The 26,986-nt window shown below is 55.7% G+C and carries 25 protein-coding genes and 1 pseudogene; 22 read left to right on the forward strand and 4 right to left on the reverse strand.

What is annotated here, in order from left to right:
• The first annotated feature begins 78 nt into the window (after positions 1–78).
• The 16 genes and pseudogenes from tctD (at position 79) to hisP (ending at position 15,862) form a co-directional block, all read left to right on the forward strand.
• Entirely contained in the window at positions 79–753 is a 675-nt protein-coding gene (gene tctD / locus DCH402_RS06415; protein ID WP_040000391.1) for a transcriptional regulator TctD, read from the forward strand.
• Positions 740–2,131, forward strand: coding sequence for a sensor histidine kinase (locus tag DCH402_RS06420; RefSeq protein ID WP_040000392.1), 1,392 nt, complete (start codon positions 740–742; stop codon positions 2,129–2,131). Before tctD ends, DCH402_RS06420 begins: the two co-directional genes overlap by 14 nt.
• A 141-nt stretch (positions 2,132–2,272) precedes the next feature.
• The gene (pdxB, locus tag DCH402_RS06425) at positions 2,273–3,406 is read left to right on the forward strand and encodes a 4-phosphoerythronate dehydrogenase PdxB (protein WP_040000393.1); all 1,134 of its coding nucleotides are present in this window, start codon (positions 2,273–2,275) and stop codon (positions 3,404–3,406) included.
• 85 nt (positions 3,407–3,491) lie between these two features.
• Positions 3,492–4,502: an aspartate-semialdehyde dehydrogenase gene (locus tag DCH402_RS06430; protein ID WP_040000394.1), complete on the forward strand. Its 1,011-nt coding sequence runs from the start codon at positions 3,492–3,494 to the stop codon at positions 4,500–4,502.
• Positions 4,502–5,332, forward strand: coding sequence for a tRNA pseudouridine(38-40) synthase TruA (gene truA / locus DCH402_RS06435; RefSeq protein ID WP_040000395.1), 831 nt, complete (start codon positions 4,502–4,504; stop codon positions 5,330–5,332). Before DCH402_RS06430 ends, truA begins: the two co-directional genes overlap by 1 nt.
• Positions 5,333–5,412: 80 nt before the next feature.
• Positions 5,413–6,075 carry a DedA family protein gene (locus DCH402_RS06440; protein WP_040003418.1) on the forward strand — a complete coding sequence of 221 codons (663 nt, stop codon included), beginning with the start codon at positions 5,413–5,415 and terminating at the stop codon, positions 6,073–6,075.
• A gap of 229 nt (positions 6,076–6,304) precedes the next feature.
• Positions 6,305–7,216, forward strand: a complete 912-nt coding sequence (gene accD / locus DCH402_RS06445) for an acetyl-CoA carboxylase, carboxyltransferase subunit beta (protein ID WP_040000396.1) — start codon at positions 6,305–6,307, stop codon at positions 7,214–7,216.
• 79 nt (positions 7,217–7,295) lie between these two features.
• Positions 7,296–8,564 carry a bifunctional tetrahydrofolate synthase/dihydrofolate synthase gene (gene folC / locus DCH402_RS06450; RefSeq protein ID WP_040000397.1) on the forward strand — a complete coding sequence of 423 codons (1,269 nt, stop codon included), beginning with the start codon at positions 7,296–7,298 and terminating at the stop codon, positions 8,562–8,564.
• Positions 8,554–9,410: pseudogene (dedD, locus tag DCH402_RS06455) on the forward strand (cell division protein DedD). The gene folC and the pseudogene dedD overlap by 11 nt, the downstream one beginning before the upstream one ends.
• A 273-nt stretch (positions 9,411–9,683) precedes the next feature.
• Positions 9,684–10,175 carry a colicin V production protein gene (cvpA, locus tag DCH402_RS06460; RefSeq protein ID WP_012769112.1) on the forward strand — a complete coding sequence of 164 codons (492 nt, stop codon included), beginning with the start codon at positions 9,684–9,686 and terminating at the stop codon, positions 10,173–10,175.
• Positions 10,176–10,205: 30 nt separating this feature from the next.
• Entirely contained in the window at positions 10,206–11,723 is a 1,518-nt protein-coding gene (gene purF / locus DCH402_RS06465) for an amidophosphoribosyltransferase (protein ID WP_040000398.1), read from the forward strand.
• A 144-nt stretch (positions 11,724–11,867) separates the two neighbouring features.
• Positions 11,868–12,437, forward strand: a complete 570-nt coding sequence (locus DCH402_RS06470; RefSeq protein ID WP_040003420.1) for a UbiX family flavin prenyltransferase — start codon at positions 11,868–11,870, stop codon at positions 12,435–12,437.
• A 379-nt stretch (positions 12,438–12,816) separates the two neighbouring features.
• Entirely contained in the window at positions 12,817–13,596 is a 780-nt protein-coding gene (argT, locus tag DCH402_RS06475) for a lysine/arginine/ornithine ABC transporter substrate-binding protein ArgT (protein WP_040000399.1), read from the forward strand.
• Positions 13,597–13,664: 68 nt separating this feature from the next.
• Entirely contained in the window at positions 13,665–14,354 is a 690-nt protein-coding gene (locus DCH402_RS06480; protein WP_040000400.1) for a histidine ABC transporter permease HisQ, read from the forward strand.
• Positions 14,347–15,063, forward strand: a complete 717-nt coding sequence (locus DCH402_RS06485; protein ID WP_040000401.1) for an ABC transporter permease — start codon at positions 14,347–14,349, stop codon at positions 15,061–15,063. The genes DCH402_RS06480 and DCH402_RS06485 overlap by 8 nt, the downstream gene beginning before the upstream one ends.
• 25 nt (positions 15,064–15,088) lie before the next feature.
• A complete protein-coding gene (gene hisP / locus DCH402_RS06490) occupies positions 15,089–15,862 on the forward strand; it encodes a histidine ABC transporter ATP-binding protein HisP (protein ID WP_013318727.1) in 774 nt (257 codons plus the stop codon).
• A gap of 42 nt (positions 15,863–15,904) precedes the next feature.
• Here hisP and DCH402_RS06495 read toward each other — a convergent pair whose 3' ends face one another.
• Together DCH402_RS06495 and yfcG are read right to left on the reverse strand one after the other, a co-directional pair.
• Positions 15,905–16,813 carry a TIGR01777 family oxidoreductase gene (locus tag DCH402_RS06495; protein ID WP_040000402.1) on the reverse strand — a complete coding sequence of 303 codons (909 nt, stop codon included), beginning with the start codon at positions 16,811–16,813 and terminating at the stop codon, positions 15,905–15,907.
• A gap of 267 nt (positions 16,814–17,080) precedes the next feature.
• Positions 17,081–17,710, reverse strand: coding sequence for a GSH-dependent disulfide bond oxidoreductase (gene yfcG, locus DCH402_RS06500; RefSeq protein ID WP_040000403.1), 630 nt, complete (start codon positions 17,708–17,710; stop codon positions 17,081–17,083).
• Positions 17,711–17,962: 252 nt separating this feature from the next.
• On the opposite strand from yfcG, the gene yfcE reads away from it, so the two are divergent.
• Entirely contained in the window at positions 17,963–18,514 is a 552-nt protein-coding gene (gene yfcE / locus DCH402_RS06505) for a phosphodiesterase (RefSeq protein ID WP_040000404.1), read from the forward strand.
• Between the two features lie 90 nt (positions 18,515–18,604).
• Positions 18,605–19,219 (forward strand): NUDIX hydrolase YfcD, encoded by a 615-nt coding sequence (gene yfcD, locus DCH402_RS06510; RefSeq protein ID WP_050583269.1) that lies wholly within the window; start codon positions 18,605–18,607, stop codon positions 19,217–19,219.
• 103 nt (positions 19,220–19,322) lie between these two features.
• Here yfcD and pta read toward each other — a convergent pair whose 3' ends face one another.
• Positions 19,323–21,464 carry a phosphate acetyltransferase gene (gene pta, locus DCH402_RS06515; protein ID WP_040000405.1) on the reverse strand — a complete coding sequence of 714 codons (2,142 nt, stop codon included), beginning with the start codon at positions 21,462–21,464 and terminating at the stop codon, positions 19,323–19,325.
• A gap of 90 nt (positions 21,465–21,554) precedes the next feature.
• Positions 21,555–22,757 carry an acetate kinase gene (ackA, locus tag DCH402_RS06520; RefSeq protein WP_040000406.1) on the reverse strand — a complete coding sequence of 401 codons (1,203 nt, stop codon included), beginning with the start codon at positions 22,755–22,757 and terminating at the stop codon, positions 21,555–21,557.
• Positions 22,758–23,207: 450 nt separating this feature from the next.
• Here ackA and yfbV point away from each other — a divergent pair, with 450 nt between their 5' ends.
• The 4 genes from yfbV to DCH402_RS06540 all read left to right on the forward strand — a co-directional run bounded on the left by yfbV (position 23,208) and on the right by DCH402_RS06540 (position 26,972).
• A complete protein-coding gene (gene yfbV / locus DCH402_RS06525; protein ID WP_040000407.1) occupies positions 23,208–23,663 on the forward strand; it encodes a terminus macrodomain insulation protein YfbV in 456 nt (151 codons plus the stop codon).
• Between the two features lie 136 nt (positions 23,664–23,799).
• Positions 23,800–24,294: a YfbU family protein gene (locus DCH402_RS06530; protein WP_040000408.1), complete on the forward strand. Its 495-nt coding sequence runs from the start codon at positions 23,800–23,802 to the stop codon at positions 24,292–24,294.
• 41 nt (positions 24,295–24,335) lie between these two features.
• Positions 24,336–24,992 (forward strand): sugar phosphatase, encoded by a 657-nt coding sequence (locus DCH402_RS06535; protein WP_040000409.1) that lies wholly within the window; start codon positions 24,336–24,338, stop codon positions 24,990–24,992.
• A 144-nt stretch (positions 24,993–25,136) separates the two neighbouring features.
• Positions 25,137–26,972 (forward strand): SLC13 family permease, encoded by a 1,836-nt coding sequence (locus DCH402_RS06540; protein WP_152486898.1) that lies wholly within the window; start codon positions 25,137–25,139, stop codon positions 26,970–26,972.
• The last annotated feature ends 14 nt before the right edge of the window (positions 26,973–26,986 follow it).

The raw sequence follows: 26,986 nt of genomic DNA on the forward strand, positions 1-26,986 counted from the left end.
AAAACGGCCGAGCCTGAGGAAAATACCCATAGGATGAGAATCAAAAGGACAAGGCAATGTGGATAAAGGTTGGCGACGATGCGACTGTTACTGGTTGAAGATCACCCTGAGCTGGCCCACTGGCTGAAAAAAGCCCTGAGTGAGGCGGGATTCGCGGTGGATCTGGTCGGCGATGGCGTGGCGGCGGATCAGCTGTTGCAGCAGGAAGCGTATACGCTGGTGGTATTGGATGTCTCGTTACCGCGTCTGGACGGCCTGGCATTACTGGCACGATTGCGTAAACGCGGTCAGAACCTGCCGGTGCTGCTGCTGACGGCCCGTGCCGAGGTGGCAGATCGGGTCAAGGGGCTGAATCTGGGGGCGGATGATTATCTCACCAAACCATTTGAACTGGCGGAACTGGAGGCACGGTTGCGTGCGCTGCTGCGGCGTAGTCAGGGGCAAATACAGGAAGTGCAGCGTTTTGGCGCTCTCAGTTGGCACGATGAAGGCTATTTTCTGCTCCAGGAGAAACCGCTGGCGTTGACGCCGCGCGAGCAAGCGGTGTTGCATACGCTGATGCAGCGCCGTGGTCGTCCGGTATCGCGCCAGTATTTGTATGAGCAGGTGTTTACGCTGGCCGATGAGGCCAGCCCGGACAGTCTCGATCTGTATGTGCACCGCATCCGCAAAAAGCTGGCGGGCAGCGATGTGATGATCGTGACGTTACGTGGGCTGGGGTATAGCCTGGAGTGCAGCCATGCCGAAAGTTAATTCGCTGCGCGGTCAGTTAATGCTGTACCTCGGTTTGCCGATGGCGCTGTTGTGGGCGTTATCGGTCTGGAGTCATTATCACAGCGCGAAAGCGGCGGCGACGCAGGCGTACGATCGTACCCTGCTGGCTTCGGCGCGCACGGTGGCTGAACGGCTGACCGTGCGTCACGGGCAACTGGCGGTAGATGTGCCCTGGGTAGTGCTGGATAGCTTTGAGCGCAACATGAACGATCAGCTCTACTATCAGGTCGTGACGCCACAAGGCAAAACGCTTTCCGGCTATGATGACCTGCCGCCGTTGCCGCACGGTATTCCGCTATCCCGGCATTATCCGGCGCTGGCGCATTTTTATGATGCGCGTTATCACGGCCGGGCGATCCGGGTGGCGGCGCTCTGGCAACCGGTCAATGAGGCCGGCGTGGAAGGTATGGTATTGATTCTGGTGGCGGAAACGCTGAGCTCCCGCGAGGCGTTCGCACACCGGCAATTACTGACAGCCTTAATCAGCCAGAGCACGCTGGTGTTGTTGGCGTTGTTGCTGGTGCTGTTGTTGTTCCGTAAATTGCTGCGGCCGCTGCGTCAGTTATCCGGCCTGATGGCGCGCCGTGAACCGGGCGATCTCACGCCGTTGCCGCCATTGTTGTCCTGGACGGAAATGCAGCCGTTGCTGGTGGCGTTCAATCGTTATATCGAACGGCTCAGAGGGTTGCTTCAGCGGCAGGAGCGTTTCGGCGCAGATGCGGCGCATCAACTCAGAACACCGCTGGCGGTGCTGAAAACCCAGGTCGGCGTAGCGTTGAATAGTTCGCAACCGGCGCAGTGGCGCGACAGCCTGACCGGCATGAGCGCCACGCTGGACGATACCATTCAGTTGACCGATCGGTTGTTGCAACTGTCGCGCCTGAGGGCGCAGGACAGTAAAGAGCATATCTGGCAAACCGTCGATTTGGCCGAACTGGTGCGGGATGCCTGTTTTTCCCGTTTACCGCAGGCGCGTAGCCGACGAATCGATCTGGGATACGAAGGCGATGAGCGTTGTCTGATTCGCGGCGAGCCGTTGCTGCTGGCGGAATTGTGCGCCAACTTGCTGGATAATGCGCTGAAATACACGCCGCAAGGCGGTGTGGTGACGGCGCGGGTGCAGGCGCAGCAACTGGATATCGACGATAGCGGTCCGGGGATTCCGGTCACCGAACGTGCGCAGGCGATGAGGCCGTTTCACCGGTTGGATAACCATCATGGTTTGCCGGGCGCGGGTTTGGGGTTGGCGCTGGTGAGGGATATCGCGCTCTGGCATCAAACCCGGGTTCAATTGCTGGACTGCCCGGAGTTGGGCGGACTGCGGGTACGGATCGTTTTTAGCGAGCCTGCGCCCTGAAAAAACGCCTGTGCTGACGACATGCGGTCGCGGGCTGATTGCCGCCGTCAGTGTTACCGCCAGCCGGTTTGTGGCAGAATAACGCCCTTCATTTCGTCGCGACGGCGTGGGTGTCGTCAGCGGTCTATCAGGAAAGCCAACGTGAAAATCCTAGTTGATGAAAATATGCCTTATGCGCAGGCGCTGTTCAGCCGTATGGGCGACGTGACGGCAGTACCGGGGCGGCCCATTCCGACGGATGCCCTAAACGGAGCGGATGCCCTGATGGTGCGTTCGGTCACGAAAGTGAACGCCGATCTGCTGACCGGCAAGGCGGTGAAATTTGTCGGCACGGCGACCGCCGGCACCGATCATGTCGATGAGGATTTTTTGCGTCGGCAGGGCATCGCGTTTTCCGCGGCTCCCGGCTGTAATGCGATTGCGGTAGTGGAATATGTCTTTTCTTCGTTGCTGATGCTGGCGGAACGCGATGGTTTCGCGCTAACGGATCGTACCGTCGGTATCGTTGGGGTAGGTAATGTGGGTTCTCGCCTCAATGAGCGCCTGACCGCACTGGGCGTACGTACGTTGCTGTGTGACCCGCCGCGGGCGGATCGCGGCGACAGCGGGCCGTTCCTGTCGCTGGACGAGCTGGTGGAGCAGGCCGACGTGTTGACCTTTCACACCCCGTTGCTGAAAGAGGGGCCTTATGCCACCTGGCACAGTGTCAATGCCGCGTTGCTGGCACGTTTGAAAGACGGCGCTATTTTGATCAACGCCTGCCGCGGCCCGGTAGTGGACAACGCCGCCTTGCTGACGGCGTTGCAAAACGGCAAAAACATCAGCGTAGTGCTGGACGTATGGGAACCAGAGCCGGATTTGTCCGTTGAGCTGCTGGAGCGGGTCGACATCGGTACTGCGCATATCGCCGGTTATACGCTGGAAGGCAAAGCACGCGGTACCACCCAGGTGTTCGAAGCCTGGAGTCGTTTTATCGGTCAGCCGCAACAGGTGGCGCTGGCCTCGCTGCTACCGGTACCGGAGCTGGCCGAAGTCACGCTGACGGTACCGCTGGATGAGCATCAGCTCAAACGGCTGGTGCATCTGGTGTATGATGTGCGCCGCGATGACGCCTTATTGCGTCAGGTCGCGCATATCCCCGGCGAATTTGACCGGCTGCGCAAGTTCTATCAGGAGCGGCGCGAGTGGTCATCGCTGCATGTCGTCTGCGCCGATCGGGAGAGCGCTGAACAACTTAACCGGCTGGGATTCACCGCGTCGGTTAACGATCGCTAATTTCCTGAAGCAAAATCAGATTAATCCGGGCGGTGCGATCATCGTCCGGTGTGTTTTATTCATTATTCTTGGGGAGTACGACCACATGTCCAATGGCTGGAATATCGCGTTGCTGGGTGCCACCGGCGCTGTCGGCAAGGCATTGCTGGAGCTATTGCAGGAGCGTGAGTTTCCCGTAGGTGAGCTCTATGCGCTGGCGAGTGAGAACAGTGTCGGCGAGAGTTTGCGTTTTAATGGTCGTTCGCTGCGCCTGGAAGACGCTGCCGATTTCGACTGGTCACAGGTACAACTGGCCTTTTTCGTGGCCGGTATGGAAGCCAGCGCCCGCTACGCGGAAACGGCGGGTAACGCGGGGTGTCTGGTCATCGACAGCAGCGGCCTGTTTGCGCTGGAGCCGGACGTGCCGCTGGTGGTGCCGGGCGTGAACCCTCATGTGCTGGCGGATTACCGCAACCGCAATATCGTGGCGGTGGCGGACAGTCTCACCAGCCAGTTGCTCACGGCGATCAAACCGTTGACGGAGCAGGCCGGGCTGTCGCGTCTGCACGTCAGCAACCTGTTGTCGGTGTCGGCTCACGGTAAAGCGGCGGTGGATGATTTGGCCGGCCAAAGCGCGCGTTTGCTCAACGGTATCCCGGCTGAGCCTGGCCTGTTCCCGAAACAGCTGGCGTTCAACCTGTTGCCGCTGCTGGCGGACAGCGAAGGCAGCGTGCGTGAAGAGCGTCGGCTGGTGGAGCAGGTGCGCAAGGTGTTGCAGGACGACGGCTTGCCGATTTCGGTCAGTTGCGTGCAGTCGCCGGTGTTTTACGGCCATGCGCAGGTGGTGCATCTGGAGGCGCTGCGTCCGTTGTCTGCCGATGAAGCGCGCGACGTGCTGGCGCAGGCGAGTGATATCACGCTGAGCGAGGAGGATGATTACCCGACGCAGGTGGAAGACGCCTCCGGCAATGTGCAATTGAATATTGGCTGTCTGCGTAACGACTACGGTATTCCTGAGCTGTTGCAGTTCTGGTCGGTGGCCGACAATATCCGTTTCGGCGGCGCACTGATGGCGGTGGAAACCGCTGAAAGGCTGGTTGAGGAGTACCTGGGGTAATGACGGCGTTGCAGCATGTAGGCGATGAAGCACCGCTGAAAATCGCTCTGGGGATTGAGTATGACGGCAGCCGTTATTACGGCTGGCAGCGTCAGGCCGAAGTGGATAGCGTTCAGGGGTGTCTGGAAGCGGCGCTGTCTCAGGTGGCGAACGAGCGCATCGATGTGTTTTGTGCCGGTCGAACCGACGCCGGCGTCCATGCGACCGGGCAGGTGGTGCATTTTACCACCCACGCAGTGCGCAAAGACGCCGCCTGGACCATGGGTGTCAATGCTAACCTGCCGCCGGATATCGCCGTACGCTGGGTGAAAACGGTGGATGAGGCGTTTCACGCCCGTTTCAGCGCTACGGCCCGCCGTTATCGCTATGTGATTTATAACCGGCGTTTTCGGCCGGCCATTCTGTCGCAGGGGGTAACGCACTATTATCTGCCGCTGGATGCCGAGCGTATGCACCGCGCCGGTCAGTGCCTGCTGGGTGAGAACGACTTTACCTCGTTCCGGGCGGTGCAGTGCCAGTCACGCACGCCGTGGCGCAACCTGATGCACCTGCGGGTAACGCGTCTGGGGGATTACGTGGTGGTAGACATCAAGGCCAACGCGTTTGTGCACCATATGGTGCGCAATATTGTCGGCAGTCTGATGGAGATCGGCTGCGGCAACCAGCCGGAAAACTGGATGGCCGAGCTGCTGGCGGCCAAAGATCGCACCCTGGCGGCCGCGACGGCAAAAGCCGACGGGCTGTATTTGGTTGCGGTGGATTATCCGGCGAATTTCGGTATTCCCGGTGCGTCGATGGGGCCGTTGTTTCTGCCGGACGAGGTGGTGTGAGGGGAGCCGGCGCGCCGTCGATAAACGACGAGGCCGACTTTGAATAAGCCGGCATTTGAACTGATAAGGACGCGATTATGCTGGATTTTGTACGGTTTATCATAGATTTCATCCTGCACATCGATGTGCATCTGGCTGAGCTGGTGGCGCAGTATGGCGTATGGATCTACGCAATTCTGTTTCTGATTCTGTTTTGCGAAACGGGGCTGGTCGTAACGCCGTTCCTGCCCGGTGATTCGCTGTTGTTTGTCGCCGGCGCACTGGCCGCATTGCCGACTAACGACCTCAATGTTCACATGATGGTGGCGTTAATGGTGTTGGCGGCGGTGTTGGGCGATACGGTCAATTACACCATTGGCCGGTTGTTCGGCGAGAAATTATTCCGCAATCCCGACTCGCGCATCTTCCGGCGTAGCTATCTGGAAAGGACTCACGCGTTCTATGCACGCCACGGCGGCAAAACAATAATTCTGGCGCGCTTTGTACCGATTGTGAGAACATTTGCGCCCTTTGTCGCCGGGATGGGGCACATGCGTTATCGCGAGTTTGCTCTGTACAACGTGACCGGGGCGGTGTTGTGGGTGCTGTCGTTCAGCTATGCCGGTTACCTGTTCGGTGATCTGCCGTTGGTGCAGGAGAACCTGAAGTTATTGATTGTGGCAATCATCTTCATCTCCATCCTGCCGGGGTTAATCGAGTTCTGGCGGCATAAACGCGCCATAACGCGGCAAAATATGAAATAAGTGGAAAATTATTTTAACATCCGGTTTGACCAGTTTTTTGTCCACACGCCCGGATCGTTATGGTTTAATGAGCAGCATTTACGGCGGTGTTTGTATAAACAGGCCTGAATACCAATATCGCGTCCCGACGCATCGGGATGAGATATCGCTTCATAGGCGGCGTTGCCAGGGATTGGGTAACGTGTAGCAGCGTACTGGCTGGTGCCAGGTTCAAGCAGAAAGGTTATCAATGAGCTGGATTGAACGAATTCTCAATAAAAGTAATGTCACACCCACCCGTAAGGCGAACATACCTGAAGGGGTTTGGACGAAATGTGACAGTTGCGGTCAGGTGCTTTACCGTGCCGAGCTGGAACGTAATCTGGAAGTGTGCCCGAAATGTGATCACCACATGCGGTTGTCCGCCCGGGCTCGTCTCCACGCGTTTCTGGACAAGGAAGGCATGGTGGAACTGGGGAGCGAGCTGGAGCCCAAAGACGTCCTGAAATTCAGAGACTCGAAGAAGTACAAAGACCGTATTACCGCCGCGCAGAAGCAGTCTGACGAAAAAGATGCGATGGTGGTGATGAAAGGGACCTTGTACGACATGCCGGTGGTTGCCGCATCGTTCGAGTTTTCTTTCATGGGCGGTTCGATGGCGTCGGTTGTCGGTGCGCGTTTTGTTCGTGCCGTGGAGCAAGCGCTGGAAGATAACTGCCCGCTGGTTTGTTTCTCCGCCAGTGGCGGTGCCCGTATGCAGGAAGCGCTGATGTCGCTGATGCAGATGGCGAAAACCAGTGCGGCGCTGGCGAAAATGCGTGAGCGTGGTTTACCGTATATTTCGGTGTTGACCGACCCGACAATGGGCGGCGTATCCGCCAGTCTGGCGATGCTGGGCGATCTGAATATCGCCGAGCCGAAAGCATTGATCGGTTTTGCCGGCCCGCGCGTTATCGAGCAGACGGTGCGTGAAAAGCTGCCGCCGGGTTTCCAGCGTAGTGAGTTCCTGCTGGAAAAAGGCGCTATCGACATGATCGTCCGTCGTGCAGATATGCGCTACAAATTGGCCAGCATCCTGTCCCGGCTGACTAACCGCTCGGAGCCGCAGGAGCAAGCTGTGGTGCGGATGTCCGCCTCGCACGAATCACAGAGTGATGCCTAATCAATGATGAGCCGGGAGCAGGGCGGCGTTGTTGCCGTGTTCCCGGCAGCAATCAACCGTAAGTCAGTGAACGGGACTCATGGACAATCTTCAGACACCTCAAGCCACGTCGCCTCTGGCCACGTGGCTTCACTATCTTGAAAATCTGCACAGTCAGGCCATTGATCTTGGTCTGGATCGTATCCGGCAGGTAGCGGAACACCTTGACCTGCTGCAACCTGCTCCCCGCGTATTTACCGTAGCCGGCACGAACGGCAAAGGCACCACCTGCTGCACGCTGGAGTCCATTTTGAGCGCGGCCGGGCTTCGGGTTGGGGTATACAGCTCACCACATTTGCTGCGTTACACCGAACGGGTACGTATTCAAGGGCGTGAATTACCGGAATTCCACCATGCACAAGCCTTTGCTGCGGTTGAAGCGGGCCGTAACGGCATCTCGCTGACCTACTTTGAATTCGGCACGCTGGCGGCATTGTGGCTGTTCAAACAGGCGCAACTGGATGTGGTGATACTGGAAGTGGGTCTTGGCGGGCGTCTGGACGCCACCAATATTGTGGATGCCGATGTCGCGGTGGTGACCAGCATCGCGTTGGATCATACCGATTGGTTGGGTAACGATCGGGAAAGTATCGGCCGGGAAAAGGCGGGGATTTTCCGCGGCAACCGGCCGGCCGTCGTCGGTGAGCCGGATATGCCGGCTTCGATTGCCGCAGTGGCGCAGGAAAAAGGCGCGCGCCTGTTTCGCCGTGGTGCAGACTGGCAGTTTGCATTGCAGGGCGATGGCTGGCGCTGGCAGTGTGACGACGTTCAGTATGCTGCGTTGCCCGTTCCTACCGTTCCGTTGGCCAATGCCGCAACGGCGCTGGCGGCGTTGTACGCTTCCGATATTGCGTTAACCGCCGAGGTTATTCGCCAGGGGTTGCGTCAGGCACAACTGCCGGGACGTTTCCAGATTGTGAGCGAAAAACCGTTGTTGATTTTGGATGTCGCGCATAATCCTCATGCGGCGGCTTATCTGGCCGCACGATTGGCTGATTTACCGCGTACCGGTCAGGTGCGGGCGGTGGTCGGCATGTTGGCCGATAAAGACATTCCCGGTACGCTGTCGCATCTTAAACCGCAGGTCGATGTCTGGTATTGCGCGCCGCTGGAAGGCCCGCGCGGTGCCGGCGCGGATCAACTGGCCGAACATTTGACGGACTGCACGCAGTACCCGGATGTGGCGACAGCCTGGCGACAGGCAATGCGGGACGCCGGAGAAAATGATGTGGTGATTGTCTGCGGTTCTTTCCATACTGTCGCGCATGTGATGGAAGCGTTGGACGGGAGCGGAATGCATGGCGAGTAAGTTTCAGAATCGCCTGGTGGGAACCGTTGTGATGGTAGCGCTGGGGGTCATCGTGCTGCCTGGGCTGCTGGATGGCAAAAAAAGCATTATGAAGAGGATTTTGCCGCCATCCCGCTGGTTCCCAAGCCGGGTGATACACTGGAGGCGGAGTCGATGCCGCCTGTCAATCAGCCGTTGCCTGCCCAGCCGCCTGAAGGCGCTGAAGCAGCGATGCAAAACAAAAGTGATGTGGGCGCCGGGGTGGAAGAAGAACCGCACCTGACGCCGGCACCCGTGCCCGAGCGTCATGGTGCCTCAGCATCATCGCCTTCCCGTCAGGTTGTGCCTGCCGCACCGATAGTAACGGAGCCTCGGCAACCGGTACAACAGGTCGCGCCGCCTGCGATGAAAGCCCAGCCGGCGAAGCCGGAAACCAAAAAACCGGAGACGAAAGCGGATACCCGGCCTAAGCCTGACGTGAAAGCGGTGGAAAGTAAAACGGCTGACGGTAAACCGGTCGAAAAACCGGTCGACACCCGCGCGGCGGAAACCAAAACGGAACCCCGTACGCCGGAAAACAAGCCGACGGAAAATAAAACGCCGGCTCAGGAGCAGGCTCCAGCAGGTCAGGCTTTTGTCGTGCAATTAGGGGCGCTAAAGAATGCCGATAAAGTCAATGAGATTGTCGCGAAGTTGCGACTGTCCGGCTATCGTGCTTATACCGTGCCGTCGACACCGGTGGTGGGGCAGATTACCCGCATCTATGTCGGGCCGGATGCCTCGAAGCAGAAACTGCAATCCGCGCTGGGAGACTTGCAGCAACTCAGTGGGTTGAGCGGGCAGGTTCGGCCTTACAGTGCGCGCTGAGTCAGCCGATAAGCAATAAACCACATTCAGGGGTAGGGGCGCGCAGCGACCTTGCCCCTTGTATTTTGTGCGGTGCATCAGCGCCGTCTTGCCGTAGCGAGTGGCAAACCACGGATGCTATTCCTATGACGGCGAGAGGTTTTTTTTATTTATTCGCCTATCGAAAAAATCGGCCGGAAATACGCTACGCAAACGTTTTCTTTTTCTGTTAGAATGCGCCGCGAACAGGATGACCGGCGCTATGATTGTCATCGTTCATTATTAGGATGGTTCATGGTTTGGGTTGATTACGTCATTATCGGTATTATCGGATTCTCGGCTCTGGTCAGTCTCATCCGGGGGTTTGTACGTGAAGCGTTGTCGCTGGTGACCTGGGGGGCGGCGTTCTTTATCGCCAGCCACTACTATGTCTATCTCGCGGTCTATTTCACGCGGTTTAATGATGAACTGGTGCGTAACGGTATCGCTATCGCCATTCTGTTTATTGCGACCTTGATTGTGGGTGCTATCGTCAATTATGTGATCGGTTCGTTGGTTGAACGCACCGGATTATCAGGCACTGACCGGGTACTGGGCATTTGCTTTGGTGCTTTACGCGGTGTGTTGATTGTCTCTGCGTTACTGTTTTTTCTCGATACCTTCACCGGTTTTTCACAGAGTGCTGACTGGAAGCAATCTCAGTTAATCCCGCAGTTCAGTTATATCATCAGGTGGTTTTTTGACTACCTGCAAAGCACGTCGAGTTTCTTGCCGCGGCACATCTAGCCGCGGTAGCGCTGATGAGGAAAAGACCACATGTGCGGTATTGTCGGTATCGCCGGTTTTACACCGGTCAACCAGTCGATTTATGACGCGTTAACGGTGTTACAGCACCGTGGGCAGGATGCCGCAGGCATCGTCACCATTAATGAGACCAATTGCTTTCGTCTGCGCAAAGCAAACGGCCTGGTGAAGGATGTGTTTGAAGCCCGGCACATGCAGCGGTTGCAGGGCAACATGGGGATTGGCCATGTCCGCTATCCTACAGCAGGCAGTTCCAGTGCCTCAGAGGCCCAGCCTTTTTACGTCAACTCCCCATTCGGGATCACGCTGGCGCATAACGGTAACCTGACCAATGCCCATGAACTGCGTCAGAAGCTGTTCGAAGAAGGGCGCCGCCACGTCAATACCACCTCCGATTCCGAAATTCTGCTGAACGTGTTTGCCAAAGAACTGGACCGTTTTCAGCACTACCCGCTGGAAGCCGATAACATCTTTGCCGCAGTGGCGGCAGTGCACCAGCAGATTCGTGGTGCTTACGCCTGTATCGGCATGATTATCGGTCACGGTATGGTTGCGTTTCGGGATCCGAACGGCATCCGCCCGTTGGTGATCGGTAAGCGTGAACTGAACGATGGCCGCAACGAATATATCGTGGCGTCGGAAAGCGTCGCGCTGGATACCCTGGGTTTTGAATTCCTGCGTGATGTGGCGCCGGGTGAAGCGGTGTACATCACCGAGAACGGTCAGCTATTTACTCGCCAGTGCGCTGAAAACCCGAAAAGCCACCCATGCCTGTTCGAATATGTTTATTTTGCTCGCCCCGATTCCTTTATCGACAAGATTTCGGTTTATAGCGCGCGTGTACGCATGGGTCAGAAGCTGGGCGAGAAGATTGCCCGCCAGTGGGAAGAGTTGGATATCGACGTGGTGATTCCGATTCCGGAGACGTCTTGTGATATCGCGCTGGAAATTGCTCGTATTATCAACAAGCCTTACCGCCAGGGCTTTGTGAAGAACCGCTACGTCGGCCGTACCTTTATCATGCCGGGCCAGCAGACTCGCATCAAATCCGTGCGTCGTAAGCTGAATGCCAACCGGGCGGAATTCCGCGGCAAGAATGTACTGCTGGTGGATGACTCCATCGTGCGCGGCACCACCTCTCAACAGATTGTGGAAATGGCGCGTGAAGCGGGCGCCCGTCGGGTTTATCTGGCCTCCGCGGCACCGGAAATTCGTTTCCCGAATGTGTACGGGATTGACATGCCAAGCGTTAATGAACTGATCGCTCACGGCCGTGAAGTGGAAGAAATCCGTCAGATTATTGGTGCCGATGCGCTGATTTTCCAGGATCTGGACGATTTGATCGACGCCGTGCGTGAAGATAACCCGGAAATTGTTCAGTTTGAATGCTCAGTGTTCAACGGTGTTTATGTCACCAAAGATGTGAATCAGGATTATCTGGACTACCTGGAAGCATTACGTAATGACGATGCCAAAGCGATGCGTAGCCAGAATGAAGTCGAAGATCTGGAACTGCACAACGAAGGTTGAGCATCATCAGCGATAGACCGATAACGACACAGGGAGCGCAAGCTCCCTTTTTTGTCGCTGTTATTCTTGCCAATCTTTGGGGGATGCGGCAAAGTCAGCGCACAAGTTGTTATCACCGCTACAGCGGTGGCCCGTGAGGTGAAAATGAAGCGACTGATTGTCGGTATTTCCGGCGCCAGCGGCGTGATCTATGGAGTGCGGTTGTTGCAGGTGCTACAACCAGTGAGCGGGGTTGAAACGCATCTGGTGATGAGCCCTGCGGCCCGGCAAACGCTATCGCTGGAGACGGAACTGGCCGTGCGCGATGTACAGTCGTTGGCCGATGTGGTGCACGATTCCCGCGATATCGCCGCCAGCATTTCATCCGGGTCGTTCAAAACCGCAGGGATGGCGATTCTTCCCTGTTCTATCAAAACCCTGTCCGGCATTACCCATAGCTATACCGACAGCCTGTTGACTCGTGCAGCAGACGTGGTGCTGAAAGAGCGTCGCCCGCTGGTGCTGTGCGTGCGGGAAACGCCGCTTCATATTGGTCATCTGCGGTTAATGAATGCGGCCGCAGAAATGGGCGCGGTGATCATGCCGCCGGTGCCTGCGTTTTATCACCGCCCACAAACTGTGCAAGATATCATCGATCAGACGGTTAACCGCGTACTCGATCAGTTTGATATTGCATTACCGCAGGATCTGTTTACCCGCTGGCAGGGGGCGTAAGCCTTTCTGGTGGTGGCCCGCGCCACGCTATCACGGCGCTGATTCTCTGAGAGAAACCGTTTTTGCACCATGATTATGCGTTGTGTTTTTGTGGTGCATTGTTGTGCACTAAATTCGTGCATTTAGTGCGTGCCAGCTTCGCCTCACCGCTTATTTCATCGCAGGCTTCAGCATAATTCATTGATTATATTGATGCACTTATCATGATCACGCTGCCTGACTTTATGCAGAATAGCATATTTTTTATGGCATAAAATTTGCTATATTTTTGCAAACAGCACGCAAATTAATTCACACAGCAAACGTATTCATCACCACTATTTCGCGGTCAAATTCACGAATCACTTAGACATACACAATCATAAAATAGGGTAACGCAATGAAAAAAATGTTGAAGCTTTTGCCCCTCGCACTGGTATTGGCTGCAGGCAGCGCATTCGCCGAGGTTCCTAAAAATATCAAGATTGGTACTGACCCGACCTACGCACCGTTTGAATCCAAGGATGCCAGTGGTCAACTGGTGGGGTTTGATATCGACCTGGCAAAAGAACTGTGCAAACGCATTCAGGCAAATTGCACCTTTGTCGAGAGTGATTTCGACGCGCTGATCCCGTCTCTGAAAGCGAAAAAGATCGATGCCATCATTTCTTCCCTGTCGATCACTGAAAAGCGTCAGCAGGAGATTGCGTTTACCGACAAACTTTACGCCGCCAATGCACGTTTGATTGCGAAGAAAGGCTCGCCGATTCAGCCGACGCTGGAGGCATTGAAAGGGAAACGCGTCGGCGTGTTGCAGGCTTCTACGCAAGAAGCTTACGCCAACCAGTACTGGCAACCGAAGGGCGTGGATGTGGTGGCCTACCAGAATCAGGATCTGATCTATGCCGATCTGACCTCTGGCCGTATCGATACCGCGTTTCAGGATGAAGTGGCAGGCAGTGAGGGTTTCCTGAAACAGGCTGCGGGTAAAGACTATGTGTTTGCCGGCCCGGCGGTGAAAGACGACAAATTGTTCGGCGTCGGCACCGGTATGGGATTGCGCAAGAACGAAACCGAGTTGAAAGCCGCTCTGGATAAAGCGTTTGCCGCCATGCGTCAGGATGGCACTTACGACAAGCTGGCGAAGAAGTACTTTGACTTCAACGTATACGGTGATTAAGCCTTCCTGATTAACCACCGCTTGTTTTGTGCAGGCGGTGGTGTCTCTTTTTTGAGCGGATTGATGTAATGCTTTATAGCTATTCCGAATTAATCATGGATGGCGCACGCATGACGCTGCAACTGGCGGTGTGTTCGCTGGTGCTGTCACTGCTGATTGGCCTGGTGGGTGCGGCGGCCAAGCTGTCGTCCAGCCGAGTGCTATCCGGTTGTTTTTCTGGCTATACCACCCTGATTCGCGGCGTACCGGATCTGGTCCTGATGCTGCTGATTTTCTATGGTTTACAGATGGCGCTTAACAGCGTCACCGAAGCGCTAGGCATGGATCAAATCGATATCGATCCGCTGGCGGCCGGGATTATTACGCTGGGATTCATCTACGGCGCGTACTTCACCGAAACATTCCGCGGCGCTTATCTGGCGGTGCCTCGAGGTCAGATTGAAGCGGCGGTGGCGTTTGGCTTTTCGCCGATGAAAGTGTTTCGCCGCATCATGTTCCCGTCGATGATGCGCTTTGCCTTGCCGGGGATTGGCAACAACTGGCAGGTGATCCTCAAGTCGACCGCGCTGGTGTCGCTGCTGGGGCTGAGCGATGTGATCAAAGTAACGCAATTGGCCGGAAAGGGAACGCATCATCCGTTCTTTTTCGCGATTGTCGCCGGTGTGCTGTATCTGATTTTTACCACCTTGTCCAACGGGGTGCTGTGGTGGCTGGAAAAACGCTACTCACAGGGAGTCCGGAAAGTAAATTATGAGTGAGATTCTGCAACAATACTGGCAAGCCTTGCTATGGAGTGACGGCTACCGTCTTACCGGGCTGGCGATGACGCTGTGGCTGCTGATTGTATCGGTGACCCTCGGCGGGTTGATGGCGATTCCGCTGGCGATAGCCCGCGTCTCGCCTCGCCGTCGCTACCGGTTGCCGGTCTGGGCTTTTACCTATGTGTTCCGCGGCACGCCGCTCTACGTACAACTGCTGGTGTTTTACTCTGGCGTATACAGCCTGGAAATCGTGCGCGGCACCGACTTGTTGAACGCGTTTTTTCGCAGCGGCCTGAATTGCGCCGTTCTGGCGCTGGCGCTGAATACTTGTGCCTATACCACGGAAATTTTCGCCGGTGCCATTCGTTCTGTGCCGCACGGTGAAATCGAAGCGGCGCGGGCCTACGGGTTTTCACGTTTCAAACAATATCGCAGCATCATTTTGCCGGGGGCATTGCGCATTGCGCTACCGGCCTACAGCAACGAAGTCATCCTGATGCTGCATTCCACCTCGCTGGCATTTACCGTCACGGTGCCGGACTTGCTGAAAGTGGCGCGTGATATCAACGCAGCCACCTATAAACCGTTTTATGCCTTTGGCATCGCCGGCGTGATGTACCTGGCGATATCATTTGTATTGATCTCGTTGTTCAGGAAGGCGGAACGCCGCTGGTTACGGCATCTTCACACCCGTTCATCCCATTAATAAATAGTGCAGGAACAGACAAAGCATGCAGAATAACAAGCTGATGGTGACGGAATTACGTAAGCGTTATGGTCAGCATGAGGTGCTGAAAGGCATTTCATTACAGGCTAAAGCCGGGGACGTTATTTCGATTATCGGGTCATCGGGATCGGGTAAAAGCACCTTATTACGGTGTATTAACTTTCTGGAAAAACCTTGTGAAGGGTCTATCCATGTGAATGGACAGGAAATTCACATGGTGCGGGACAAAGATGGTCAGCTGAAGGTGTTCGACAAAAAGCAGCTACAGCTGCTGCGTACCCGGCTGACCATGGTATTCCAGCATTTCAATTTGTGGAGCTTCATGACGGCGCTGGAGAACGTGATGGAAGCGCCGGTGCAGGTGCTGGGATTGAGCAAGGCGGAAGCCCGCAAGCGCGCGGAGTTCTACCTGAATAAAGTGGGTATTACCGGTGCGTCACAGGAGAAATACCCGGCCGATTTGTCCGGCGGCCAACAGCAGCGAGTGTCTATCGCCCGTGCGCTGGCGATGGAGCCGGATGTGTTGCTGTTTGACGAGCCGACGTCGGCGCTGGATCCGGAACTGGTGGGCGAAGTCTTGCGCATCATGCAGCAACTGGCGGAAGAGGGTAAAACCATGGTGGTGGTGACCCACGAAATGGAGTTCGCCCGGCATGTATCCAGCCATGTGATCTTTCTGCATCAAGGGCTGGTGGAAGAAGAAGGGCCGCCGGAGGCGGTATTCGGCAACCCGCAAAGCCCTCGTTTGCAGCAGTTCCTGTCTGGTGCGCTGAAGTAACGTTTCGTATCTTCGTGCTGTCCCCGCGCCGATTGACTCTGATCAACCGGCGCGGGGATGCAGCAAATCTTTCAGCGCCTCTTCCAGCTCAAAGAAGCGAAAACCAAATCCGGCTTGCTCCAGTTGCTGCGGAATGGCCCGTTGCCCGCCCAGCAGTAACGTTGCGGCTTCGCCCATTAATAGCCGGAGAGCCCAACCGGGAGTACGAACAAAACCGGGGCGATCCAACATGTTCGCCAGCATGGCGGAGAATTTCTCGTTACGCACCGGGTAGGGCGACACCATGTTGAAGGGGCCTCTCAGCATGGGGGTGTCCAACAGATATAAAATAGCGTTGGTCATATCATCAATATGAATCCACGGCAGGTATTGCCTGCCGGAGCCGATTGGTCCACCCATCCCCAGCCGGAAAATCGGCAGCATTTTGGCCAGCGCACCGCCTTCTGCCGACAGAACCACCCCGGTACGCATCAGGCAAACACGGGTATGATCGCTTTCCGCCTCCAGCGCCAGCGCCTCCCAACGGGCGCAAAGTTCATGGGTAAAGTCATCGTGAGGCGGTTCATCTTCGGTTACCAGCGCTTGCCCCTGATCGCCGTAATAGCCAACCGCCGAACCGGACAAAAATACCGAAGGAGGCGTTTGGCTGCGGCGAATCAACTGCGCGAGCTGGCGGGTGATATCCCAACGGCTTTGGCACAGCCGTGCTTTTTGCGCTTTGGTCCAGCGTTTGTCGGCAATCGGTTCGCCAGCCAGATTGATAACGCCGTCGAAGCCATCCAGCGAGGTGTGTTCTTCCAGTCCGTGCCAGTAATTGACCTGGTCGCCCCACAGCCGTCGCGCGCGCTCCACAGAGCGGGTCACCACCGTGACCTGGTGCGACAGGGACAACAAGCGCGTAATCAGATGACGTCCAATAAGGCCGGTTCCCCCGGTGATCAGTAGCTTCATAAGCTGGCCTCGCTTTGTATATCAGGTTATTTCCTTTAGCCGGGCAATGGTGCCGTATCCGCTGAAGTCGCGTTTCTCCATTGGTTTTAGCATAGATGATCCATCCGTACCTGCCGGTGATGTTGACCACATCTCAGGGAATTTTTATCAGCGGAACAAGCACTTTTCAGGACAGAACAGCATATTTGGTGGCAACAAAGCGTTTGATGATTGCCGAATAGGACGAAAAAGCCACGCCCGGCAAATCGGGCATGGCGGCAAGCCTGATCAGGCTTTAGCGGCGAGCTGGTAGGCGCGCTGCGTAGCTGGGCGCTCGCGAATACGTTCAAACCAACTTTTCACTGCCGGGAAGGCGTCAAGGTCGATATGCTGGCGTTCGTGAGACACCACCCAGGGATAGGTAGCGATATCGGCGATGCTGTACGCATTGCCGGCCAGCCAGGCATGGTCATGCAGTTGTTTATCCAGCACTCCATACAGCCGCTCCGTTTCCTTTTGGTAGCGTTCGATGGCGTAAGGCACCGGCTGAGGCGCAAAGTGGTTGAAATGGTGGTTTTGTCCCAGCATCGGCCCGAAACCGGCTACCTGCCAGAACAGCCATTGCAGAGTGGCGGCACGCTCCCGCACATCGGAGCTCAATAGCTTGCCGCTTTTCTCGGCCAGATAGAGCAAAATAGCACCGGATTCGAACAGGCTGATCGGTGCGCCCAGGTCGGCAGGTTGCTGATCGACGATGGCAGGAATCTTGTTATTGGGGGAAATGGCCAGAAACGCCGGTTTAAACTGATCGCCGGCGCTGATATCCACCTTGTGTAATTGATAGGGTAACTGTGCTTCTTCCAGGAACAGGGTGATTTTGTGACCGTTAGGGGTAGGGGCGTAATACACATCAATCATGAACCATCTCTCCATTGGGGAAAGCCGTCAGCCCTAGGCTAGGGCTCTGAAAAACAGTTGGCAGGCGAAAGCCTAGCACTTTCCCGGATAAAACATAAATAACCGTTATGGCTATTCTTTACCTTTCATACAGATAACTGCGCCATGGGGAATCCGGTCGGAAACACGATAGACCGATAATTTTAACCTGTGGTGACATCGGTTTTTGGTACTATAGCGAGACTGAATATGTTCACGCATCGGGATAGAACCATGAAACTGATGTTTGCGTCTGACCTGCATGGCTCACTGTCGGCCACCGAAACCTTGCTGGCCCGTTTTGAACAGAGCGGCGCCGACTGGCTGATTCTGCTGGGCGATTTTCTTAATCATGGCCCTCGTAATCCGTTGCCGGATCGCTACCAACCGGCAGATGTCGCGATTTTACTGAACCGCTACGCTTCACAGATTATGGCGGTTCGGGGGAATTGCGACAGCGAGGTTGACCAGATGCTGTTACAGTTTCCGATCACCGCGCCCTGGCAACAAGTGCTGTTGCCTGACAACCGCTTATTTTTGACCCACGGACATCTCTATCACCCGGAAAAACGCCCGCCGCTGCATGCCGGCGATGTACTGGTGTTTGGCCACACGCACCTTCCAGTGGCCGAGCGGCGTGATGACATTTTCTGCTTCAATCCCGGCTCCGTCAGTCTGCCTAAAGGCGGTTATCCCGCCAGTTACGGTTTGCTGGAGTCTGGGGTGTTGCGGGTTGTGTCATTAGGGAGTGGAGAGGCTATTGCGCAGGTTACGATTAGCCACTAAGTTAGACGCTACTCTCGTATTACATCGATAATTCCAAAATTTCTAAAAACTGAAGCGCATGACCGCGCCACGACGAAAGGGTTTCAGAGGATGGTGGAACAAACACAGACGGCAGGCACGGAGTGGGTCGACATCGTTGATGAAAACAACGAGGTTATTGCCCAGTCGAGTCGCCAACAGATGCGTGCTCAGCACCTGAGGCACCGTGCTACCTACATTGTTGTACATGATGGCATGGGCAAGATTCTGGTTCAGCGCCGTACCGAAACCAAAGATTTTTACCCCGGCTGGCTGGATGCGACCGCCGGCGGCGTAGTGCAAAGCGGTGAAAATTTGCTGGAATCGGCGCGCCGTGAAGCGGAAGAGGAACTGGGCATTGCGGGCGTGCCGTTTGCCGAGCACGGCCTGTTTTACTATGAAAGCGATGACTGCCGGGTGTGGGGCGCGTTGTTCAGCTGTGTCATGCATGGCCCGTTTGCCTTGCAGGCCGAAGAAATTGACGAGGTCAGTTGGCTGACGCCGGAAGAGATTACCGCGCGCTGCGATGAGTTCACCCCGGATTCGCTCAAAGCGTTGTCGCTTTGGCTAAGCCGCAACAGCGGCAGCAACAATGATTACATCAAGCCGACACGTGTGACGTCACGGGCTCAAAGCGAGGAGCCGAGCGGAACACAAGACCATGATGCCGTAGAAGAAGAGCATTAATTGCCGTTACGGTGAGAATGGGCCGCATAAAAAACGCCAGCGGATGCTGGCGTTTGTGTTTCTGTCGTTGCGGCGTATCAGTCGATGCGCTGCTACATCCTCATCAGGCAATCTGGGTGGCCTGAATGGCGGTCAGCGCTACGGTGTAGACGATGTCGTCTACCAGCGCGCCGCGGGACAGGTCGTTAACCGGCTTACGCATGCCTTGCAGCATCGGCCCGATGGAGATCAGGTCAGCAGAACGCTGTACCGCTTTATAGGTGGTGTTACCGGTGTTGAGGTCCGGGAATACGAACACGGTGGCTTTACCTGCAACCGGCGAGTTCGGTGCTTTGGACTGCGCAACGTCGGCCATGATGGCGGCGTCGTACTGCAACGGACCATCGATCACCAGATCCGGACGTTTTTCCTGCGCCAGACGGGTTGCTTCGCGGACTTTATCCACATCGCTGCCCGCACCGGAGTTACCGGTGGAGTAGGAGATCATCGCCACGCGCGGTTCGATGCCGAAAGCGGCGGCCGAGTCGGCAGACTGAATAGCGATTTCCGCCAGTTGTTCGGCAGTCGGATCCGGGTTGATGGCGCAGTCGCCATACACCAGTACCTGCTCAGGCAGCAGCATGAAGAACACGGAGGAGACCAGTGAACTGCCCGGTGCGGTTTTGATCAACTGCAACGGCGGACGGATGGTGTTAGCCGTAGTGTGAACGGCGCCGGAGACCAGACCGTCAACTTCGCCTTGTTCCAGCATCAGGGTGCCCAGTACGACGTTGTCTTCCAGTTGTTCGCGGGCGACCACTTCGGTCATGCCTTTGCTCTTACGCAGTTCGACCAGACGCGGAACATAGCGCTCACGGGCTTCAACCGGATCGATAATCTCAATGCCTTTGCCCAGCTCGACACCTTGTGCAGCGGCTACGCGTTGGATCTCATCCGGATTACCCAGCAGCACGCACTGTGCAATGCCACGTTCGGCGCAGATAGCGGCGGCTTTAACGGTACGCGGTTCGTTACCTTCCGGCAGCACGATACGTTTGCCGGCCTGGCGCGCCAGTTCGGTCAACTGATAACGGAATGCCGGCGGGGACAGACGACGTGAACGCTCGGACGTGGCGGTCAGGGAATCGATCCACTGGGCATCGATGTGGCGAGCCACATATTCCTGCACTTTTTCTACGCGCTCGTGATCGTCCGGCGGCAGTTCCAGGTTGAAGCTTTGCAGGTTCAGCGAAGTCTGCCAGGTGTTGGTGTTGACCATGAATACCGGCAGGCCGGTCTGGAAGGCACGTTCGCACAGTTTGCTGATGGCCGGGTCGATTTCGTAGCCGCCGGTCAGCAGTAGGGCGCCGATTTCAACGCCGTTCATGGCGGCCAGACAAGCGGCAACCAATACGTCCGGACGGTCGGCGGAGGTCACCAACAGTGAGCCCGGGCGGAAATGCTCCAGCATATGCGGAATACTGCGCGCACAGAAAGTCACTGATTTCACACGGCGAGTCTGAATGTCGCCGGCGTTGATCACGCGCGCATTCAGGTGGTTCGCCATGTCGATGGCGCGGGTTGCGATCAGATCAAAGCTCCAGGGTACGCAGCCCAGAACCGGCAGCGGGCTGTTGGCAAACAGCAACTTCGGATCGATATTGGCAACGCTGGCTTTGGTGGAATCATCGAAGATTTCAGACAGGTCGGGGCGGGTACGGCCCTGTTCATCAACCGGTGCATTCAGCTTGTTGATGATAACGCCGGTGATGTTTTTGTTCTTGCTGCCGCCGAAGCTGGAGCGTGCAATGTCGATACGCTCTTTCAACTGTGCCGGAGAATCGTTGCCCAGCGCCAGTACGAAAACGATCTCTGCATTCAGCGTCTTGGCGATTTCATAGTTCAGCGCGTTGGCGAACTGATGTTTACGAGTCGGTACCAGACCTTCGACCAATACGACTTCCGCGTCTTTGGTGCTCTCGTGGTAGCGAGCGATGATTTCTTCCAGCAGTACATCCTGCTGATTGCTGCTCAGCATTGACTCCACGTAGTTCATTGCCAGCGGTTCAGCGGCTGGGATAGCGGAGGTGGCGCGGACGATAGTGGTGGTCTGATCCTGTGCGCTTTCACCAGAGCGTGCTTGAGCGATAGGTTTGAATACGCTCAGGCGCACGCCTTTTTGTTCCATGGAACGAATGACACCCAGGCTGACGCTGGTCAGGCCCACACTGGTGCCGGTAGGAATCAACATGATTGTACGGGACACGGCTTAACCTCTGTTTGCGGTTGCTCGTTGTTCAAAAACGATGCTGCTAAAACAACTCCGTCAGCCTGAGCTGACGGAGTGGGGAGACTATCAGGCGGTCAGGCGCAGTGCGTCCTGAGCGATGACCAATTCTTCGTTGGTCGGAATGACCAATGCCGGACGGGTACCGTCTTTGGCGATGTTGCCGCCTTTGCCGAAACGAGCAGCCAGGTTACGCTCGTGGTCAACCTCAAAGCCCAGCAGGCCCAGCTGTTTCAGCGTCAGTTCACGCACCATCGCCGCGTTTTCACCGATACCGCCGGTGAAAATCACCGCATCCAGACGACCTTCCATCAGCGCGGAATAAGAACCGATGTATTTCGCCAGGCGGTGGCAATATACGTTCATGGCGCGTTTGGCGTCTTCTTTCGTTTCGTAGTTATCTTCTACGTAACGGCAGTCGCTGGTCACTTCAGTCAGGCCCAACAGGCCGGATTCTTTAGTCAGCAGCTTGTTGATGCTGTCTACGCTCATGCCCAGAGAGTCGTGCAGGTGGAAAACCACAGCCGGATCGATATCACCGCTGCGAGTCCCCATCACCAGACCTTCCAGCGGGGTCAGACCCATGGAGGTGTCAACGCATTTGCCGTTACGAATGGCAGTAACGGAACCGCCGTTGCCCAGATGACAGGTGATGACGTTCAGCTCTTCTACCGGCTTGTTCAGAACTTTTGCCGCTTCGCGGGAAACAAAGTAGTGGCTGGTACCGTGAGCGCCATAACGGCGGATGTGGTGTTCTTTGTATAACTTGTACGGCAGTGCGTACAGGTAGGCCTCTTCCGGCATAGTCTGGTGGAACGCGGTGTCGAATACAGCGACGTTCTTGGTTTTCAGGTTCGGGAACTCTTTCAGCGCTTCTTCAATGCCGATCAGGTGAGCCGGGTTATGCAGCGGTGCGAACGGGATCGCGTCTTTAATACCCTGCAGCACGTTGTCGTTGATAACGGCGGATTGGGTGAATTTTTCGCCGCCGTGTACGATACGATGACCAATCGCCACCAACTGAGCGGACAACTCCGGTTTCTGGCTGAGGATGGTGTTAACGATGAAACTCAGTGCTTCACTGTGGGCGGCACCGGCACCCAACTCAGCTTCCTGTTTGCCGCCGTCAATTTTCCATTTGATGCGTGCTTCGGGCAGATTGAAGCACTCGGCCAGACCAGACAGGTATTCGTCTCCGTTTACGGCATCGATGATGGCGAACTTCAGGGAAGAGCTACCACAGTTAAGAACCAGTACTAACTTACTCGACATGGAAGTACCTACTTGTTATACATGGTTAAAAAAATGTCATATAACGACTAGCGTAGCGCAGAAGGCGGTTGACATTTATGATTAACATCATGGCCGGGTGAATTTTCCAGACATGACAACGGAAAATACCGATGTGACGAACGATCGGCAGCGTATAAACGCTCCTGCGAGGTGACATCGGCGCAGCAAAAAACGGCGACAGCAGACTCGCACTGCTGCGCGCTGAATCAACACTGACCGGATTCGCCAGCCGACACTGTAAACGCTGCCTGAAACAGCATATGCCTCACAGCGAGTACAAAACAGCGTCAAACGGCTTTTATCGCGGCCAAAAGGCTAATTAGGATACCGACAGCAATCATTAAACACAAAATATATTTTAAGCTTGTCAATTGCAGTTGGTAGTTTGTACAAAATTTTTATTTTTTATATGTGAAGTTGAGGTTGAGCATGTCGACGACCCCCTCCGATAAGACCGGATGGCTGCAACTGTTCCGTTTTGGCCAGCACTATATGAAGACCTGGCCCGCGGATAAGCGGCTGGCACCCGTGTTTCCTGAAAACCGCGTGGTGCGCGCCACCCGCTTTGCCGTTCGTATCATGCCGCCTGTAGCCGTCTTTACCCTGACGTGGCAAATCGCACTGGGCGGGCAGTTGGGGCCCAGTGTAGCGACGGCGCTGTTTGCCCTTGGTTTACCGATGCAGGGGCTCTGGTGGCTGGGGCGTCGTTCAGTTACGCCTTTGCCGCCTTCATTACTGCATTGGTTTCATGAAATTCGTAATAAGCTGCTGGAGTCAGGAATGGCGCTGACGCCGGTGGAAGGGAAACCGACCTACCAGATGTTGGCGGATGTGCTGAATCGAGCTTTCAAGCAACTCGACAAGACCTTCCTGGACTCTCTTTGATGTAAACCCGGTTTTTAGCCAAAGAGGCTGAGTTTTTTTCCATTGGATGCTGTTTTAAATCAAGAAACGAACGTCGGCCACTGTGCGATTCTGCTGTCAATATCCCTTTCGTCGGAATCAGATTCAGGAGTGCACCATGGAAATGACCAATGCTCAAAGACTTATCCTGTCTAATCAATACAAAATGATGTCGATGCTGGATCCCGATAATGCTGAGCGTTACCGCCGTCTGCAAACCATCATTGAACGAGGTTACGGGCTGCAAATGCGCGAGTTGGATCGCGATTTCGGCGATTTAAGTGAAGAAGTGTGTCGTACCCTCATCAATGTGATGGAAATGCATCATGCGTTGCAGGTTTCCTGGGCGAATCTGAAAGATAAGCCGGATATGGACGAGCGCCGCCTGGCGTTTCTGGGTTTCGATGCGGCGACTGAAGCGCGCTATCTTGGCTATGTGCGCTTTATGGTGCATGTGGAAGGGCGTTATCCTCACTTTGACTCCGGCACGCACGGCTTTAACTCACAGACCAAAATGTGGGATAAATATGTCCGCATGCTGGCGATTTGGCAATCTTGCCCGCGCCAGTATCATCTGAGTGCGGTGGAGATTGCACAAATCATCAATGCCTGAGACGTTCAGGGGCGGATTACGTAAAAAACAAGGGGCTGTCTGTGGAGTGTAAAGGTTTTCTGTTTGATCTTGACGGTACGTTGGTGGATTCGTTGCCGGCGGTGGAGCGGGCCTGGAGCAATTGGGCAAAAGATCATGATATCGCACCACAGACAGTCCTGGACTTTATTCATGGCAAACAGGCGATAACGTCGCTGCGCCATTTTCTGGCCGGCGCCAGTGAAGAGACGATTCAGCGCGAGTTTGTCGAGCTTGAGCAGGTGGAGGCGACGGATACGACGGGTATTGAGGCAATGCCGGGCGCGCAAGCGCTGCTGGCCAGGCTTGATGAGCTGGATATCCCGTGGGCGATAGTGACGTCGGGAACGGTGCCGATTGCACATGCGCGTCATCGTGCGGCGGGGTTGCCCGCGCCGCACGAGTTTATTACGGCGGAGCAGGTTGCGCGCGGTAAACCGAATCCGGATGCCTATCTGTTGGGAGCGCAACGGCTGGGCCTTTCCCCTGAGGAATGCGTCGTGGTGGAAGATGCGCCTGCCGGCGTGCTGTCAGGCCTGGCGGCCGGATGCAAAGTGATTGCGGTGAACGCTCCCGCCGATACGCCGCATCTGAATGAGGTGGCTGCCGTATTACATTCCCTTGATAAATTGCATGTTTCATGTACAGCCGATGGTTGGGTAACTCTCACCCTGAATTGATGCTTAAATCCCGCTAAACATGATCAAGACCCTGCTTTGTCAGGGTTTTTTTATGGCATGCTGGTTTTGAGCGGTTATCTGGCTGCATTGTTTTTTACCGGTTCGCCGCCTGATGAATAAGTACCGTTAACGTCAGGAGGGGGCATGCTGAGCAGTTCGCTGGTCTGGGTCGTCATTTTGCTATCGATTGCCATTGTGCTGTTTGCCACCGGCAAACTTCGTATGGATGTGATTGCACTGTTGGTGATCGTAGCGTTTGTATTGAGTGGTACGCTAACTCTGCAGGAGGCGCTAATCGGATTCAGCGATCCAAACGTATTCCTGATCGCGGCGTTGTTTGTGATCGGCGAAGGGTTGGTGAGAACCGGGGTTGCCTATCAGGTTGGCGACTGGCTGATACGTGTGGCCGGCCAGAGTGAAACCCGTATGCTGATTCTGCTAATGTTGACGGTGGCGCTACTGGGCGCCTTCATGAGTTCTACCGGTATCGTCGCCATTTTTATTCCCGTGGTACTGAATGTGGCGGCGCGGATGAAAACCACTCCCGCCCGATTGATGATGCCGCTGGCGTTCGCCGGGTTGATTAGCGGCATGATGACGCTGGTCGCGACCCCGCCCAATATGGTGGTCAGTAGTGAACTGATGCGTATCGGAATGGCCGGGTTCAGCTTTTTCAGCGTCACGCCGATCGGCATGGTGGTGTTACTGACCGGTATTGTTTATATGCTGGTGGCGCGTTTCTGGCTGACCGTAACTGACAGCGATGGTGTGAAAGAGGGCTGGAAACGTAAAACGTTCCGTGATCTGATTCGGGAATATCGCCTGACCGGGCGGGCGCGTCGGCTGGCGATCCGAACCGGATCGCCGTTAATCGGCCAACGGCTGGACGATTTGCAATTACGCCAGCGCTATGGCGCGAATGTGGTGGGGATTGAGCGTTGGCAAAAATTCCGGCGCATTATGGTGAGTGTGAGCGGTAATAGTGAATTGCGGCTGAATGATGTGCTGCTGATCGATATGTCGGCATCGGATGTGGATCTGCGTGAATTTTGCGCCACCCAGCGCCTGGAGCCGATGGTGTTGCGCGGTGAATATTTCTCTGAACAGGCGCGCGATGTCGGCATGGCGGAGGTGTCGCTGATTCCTGATTCCGGACTGCTGGGCAAAACGTTGCAGGAAGCGTCGTTTCGCAGTCGCTACGGGTTGACTGTGGTCGGCATTCGCCGGGACGGTGAAGCGCTGGAAGGAACATTGGCTGATGAAGCGTTAAAGTTGGGCGATATCCTGCTGGTTATCGGTGACTGGAAGAATATCCGCCTGCTGCATCAGCACAAACGCCACTTTATTGTGCTCAATCTGCCGGCGGAAGTCGATGAAGTCGCACCTGCCAGTAATCAGGCCCCACATGCGTTATTTTGTCTGGCGCTGATGGTGGCGATGATGCTCACCGATGAGATTCCGAATGCTATTGCGGCCTTGATTGCATGTCTGTTGATGGGGCAATTTCGCTGTATTGATATGGACAGCGCTTACCGTGCGGTGCACTGGCCGAGCCTGATTCTTATTGTCGGGATGATGCCGTTTGCGCTGGCGCTACAACAAACCGGCGGCGTAGCACTGGTGGTCAAAGGGTTAATGGAGATTGGCGGTGATGCGGGGCCGCATGTCATGCTGGTGTGCCTGTTTCTGTTGTGCGCACTGACGGGGTTATTTATATCCAATACGGCGACGGCAGTATTGATGGCGCCGATTGCCGTCGCCGCCGCGGAACAGATGCAGGTTTCACCGTATCCTTTTGCGATGATCATCGCGATTGCCGCCTCGGCGGCGTTTATGACGCCCGTTTCCTCGCCGGTCAATACATTGGTACTGGCGCCCGGTGGGTATCGCTTTAGTGATTTTGTTCGGGTTGGTGTACCTTTTACGCTGCTGGTGATGGTTGTGAGTGTGGTGATGGTGCCATGGTTATATCCATTCTGAACGCAAGAAACCGA

Source organism: Dickeya chrysanthemi NCPPB 402 (assembly GCF_000406105.1).
Taxonomy (GTDB): domain Bacteria; phylum Pseudomonadota; class Gammaproteobacteria; order Enterobacterales; family Enterobacteriaceae; genus Dickeya; species Dickeya chrysanthemi.

Bases quoted from the DNA above. Each gene is read 5' to 3' on its own strand.
- folC (WP_040000397.1), top strand. From the start codon at position 7,296: ATGGACAATCTTCAGACACCTCAAGCCACGTCGCCTCTGGCCACGTGG.
- DCH402_RS06420 (WP_040000392.1), top strand. From the start codon at position 740: ATGCCGAAAGTTAATTCGCTGCGCGGTCAGTTAATGCTGTACCTCGGT.
- purF (WP_040000398.1), top strand. From the start codon at position 10,206: ATGTGCGGTATTGTCGGTATCGCCGGTTTTACACCGGTCAACCAGTCG.
- DCH402_RS06540 (WP_152486898.1), top strand. From the start codon at position 25,137: ATGCTGAGCAGTTCGCTGGTCTGGGTCGTCATTTTGCTATCGATTGCC.
- DCH402_RS06495 (WP_040000402.1), bottom strand. From the start codon at position 16,813: ATGAAGCTACTGATCACCGGGGGAACCGGCCTTATTGGACGTCATCTG.
- DCH402_RS06485 (WP_040000401.1), top strand. From the start codon at position 14,347: ATGAGTGAGATTCTGCAACAATACTGGCAAGCCTTGCTATGGAGTGAC.
- truA (WP_040000395.1), top strand. From the start codon at position 4,502: ATGACGGCGTTGCAGCATGTAGGCGATGAAGCACCGCTGAAAATCGCT.
- accD (WP_040000396.1), top strand. From the start codon at position 6,305: ATGAGCTGGATTGAACGAATTCTCAATAAAAGTAATGTCACACCCACC.
- DCH402_RS06480 (WP_040000400.1), top strand. From the start codon at position 13,665: ATGCTTTATAGCTATTCCGAATTAATCATGGATGGCGCACGCATGACG.
- DCH402_RS06430 (WP_040000394.1), top strand. From the start codon at position 3,492: ATGTCCAATGGCTGGAATATCGCGTTGCTGGGTGCCACCGGCGCTGTC.
- yfcG (WP_040000403.1), bottom strand. From the start codon at position 17,710: ATGATTGATGTGTATTACGCCCCTACCCCTAACGGTCACAAAATCACC.
- tctD (WP_040000391.1), top strand. From the start codon at position 79: ATGCGACTGTTACTGGTTGAAGATCACCCTGAGCTGGCCCACTGGCTG.
- yfcE (WP_040000404.1), top strand. From the start codon at position 17,963: ATGAAACTGATGTTTGCGTCTGACCTGCATGGCTCACTGTCGGCCACC.
- ackA (WP_040000406.1), bottom strand. From the start codon at position 22,757: ATGTCGAGTAAGTTAGTACTGGTTCTTAACTGTGGTAGCTCTTCCCTG.
- DCH402_RS06530 (WP_040000408.1), top strand. From the start codon at position 23,800: ATGGAAATGACCAATGCTCAAAGACTTATCCTGTCTAATCAATACAAA.
- cvpA (WP_012769112.1), top strand. From the start codon at position 9,684: ATGGTTTGGGTTGATTACGTCATTATCGGTATTATCGGATTCTCGGCT.
- argT (WP_040000399.1), top strand. From the start codon at position 12,817: ATGAAAAAAATGTTGAAGCTTTTGCCCCTCGCACTGGTATTGGCTGCA.
- hisP (WP_013318727.1), top strand. From the start codon at position 15,089: ATGCAGAATAACAAGCTGATGGTGACGGAATTACGTAAGCGTTATGGT.
- yfbV (WP_040000407.1), top strand. From the start codon at position 23,208: ATGTCGACGACCCCCTCCGATAAGACCGGATGGCTGCAACTGTTCCGT.
- DCH402_RS06470 (WP_040003420.1), top strand. From the start codon at position 11,868: ATGAAGCGACTGATTGTCGGTATTTCCGGCGCCAGCGGCGTGATCTAT.
- yfcD (WP_050583269.1), top strand. From the start codon at position 18,605: ATGGTGGAACAAACACAGACGGCAGGCACGGAGTGGGTCGACATCGTT.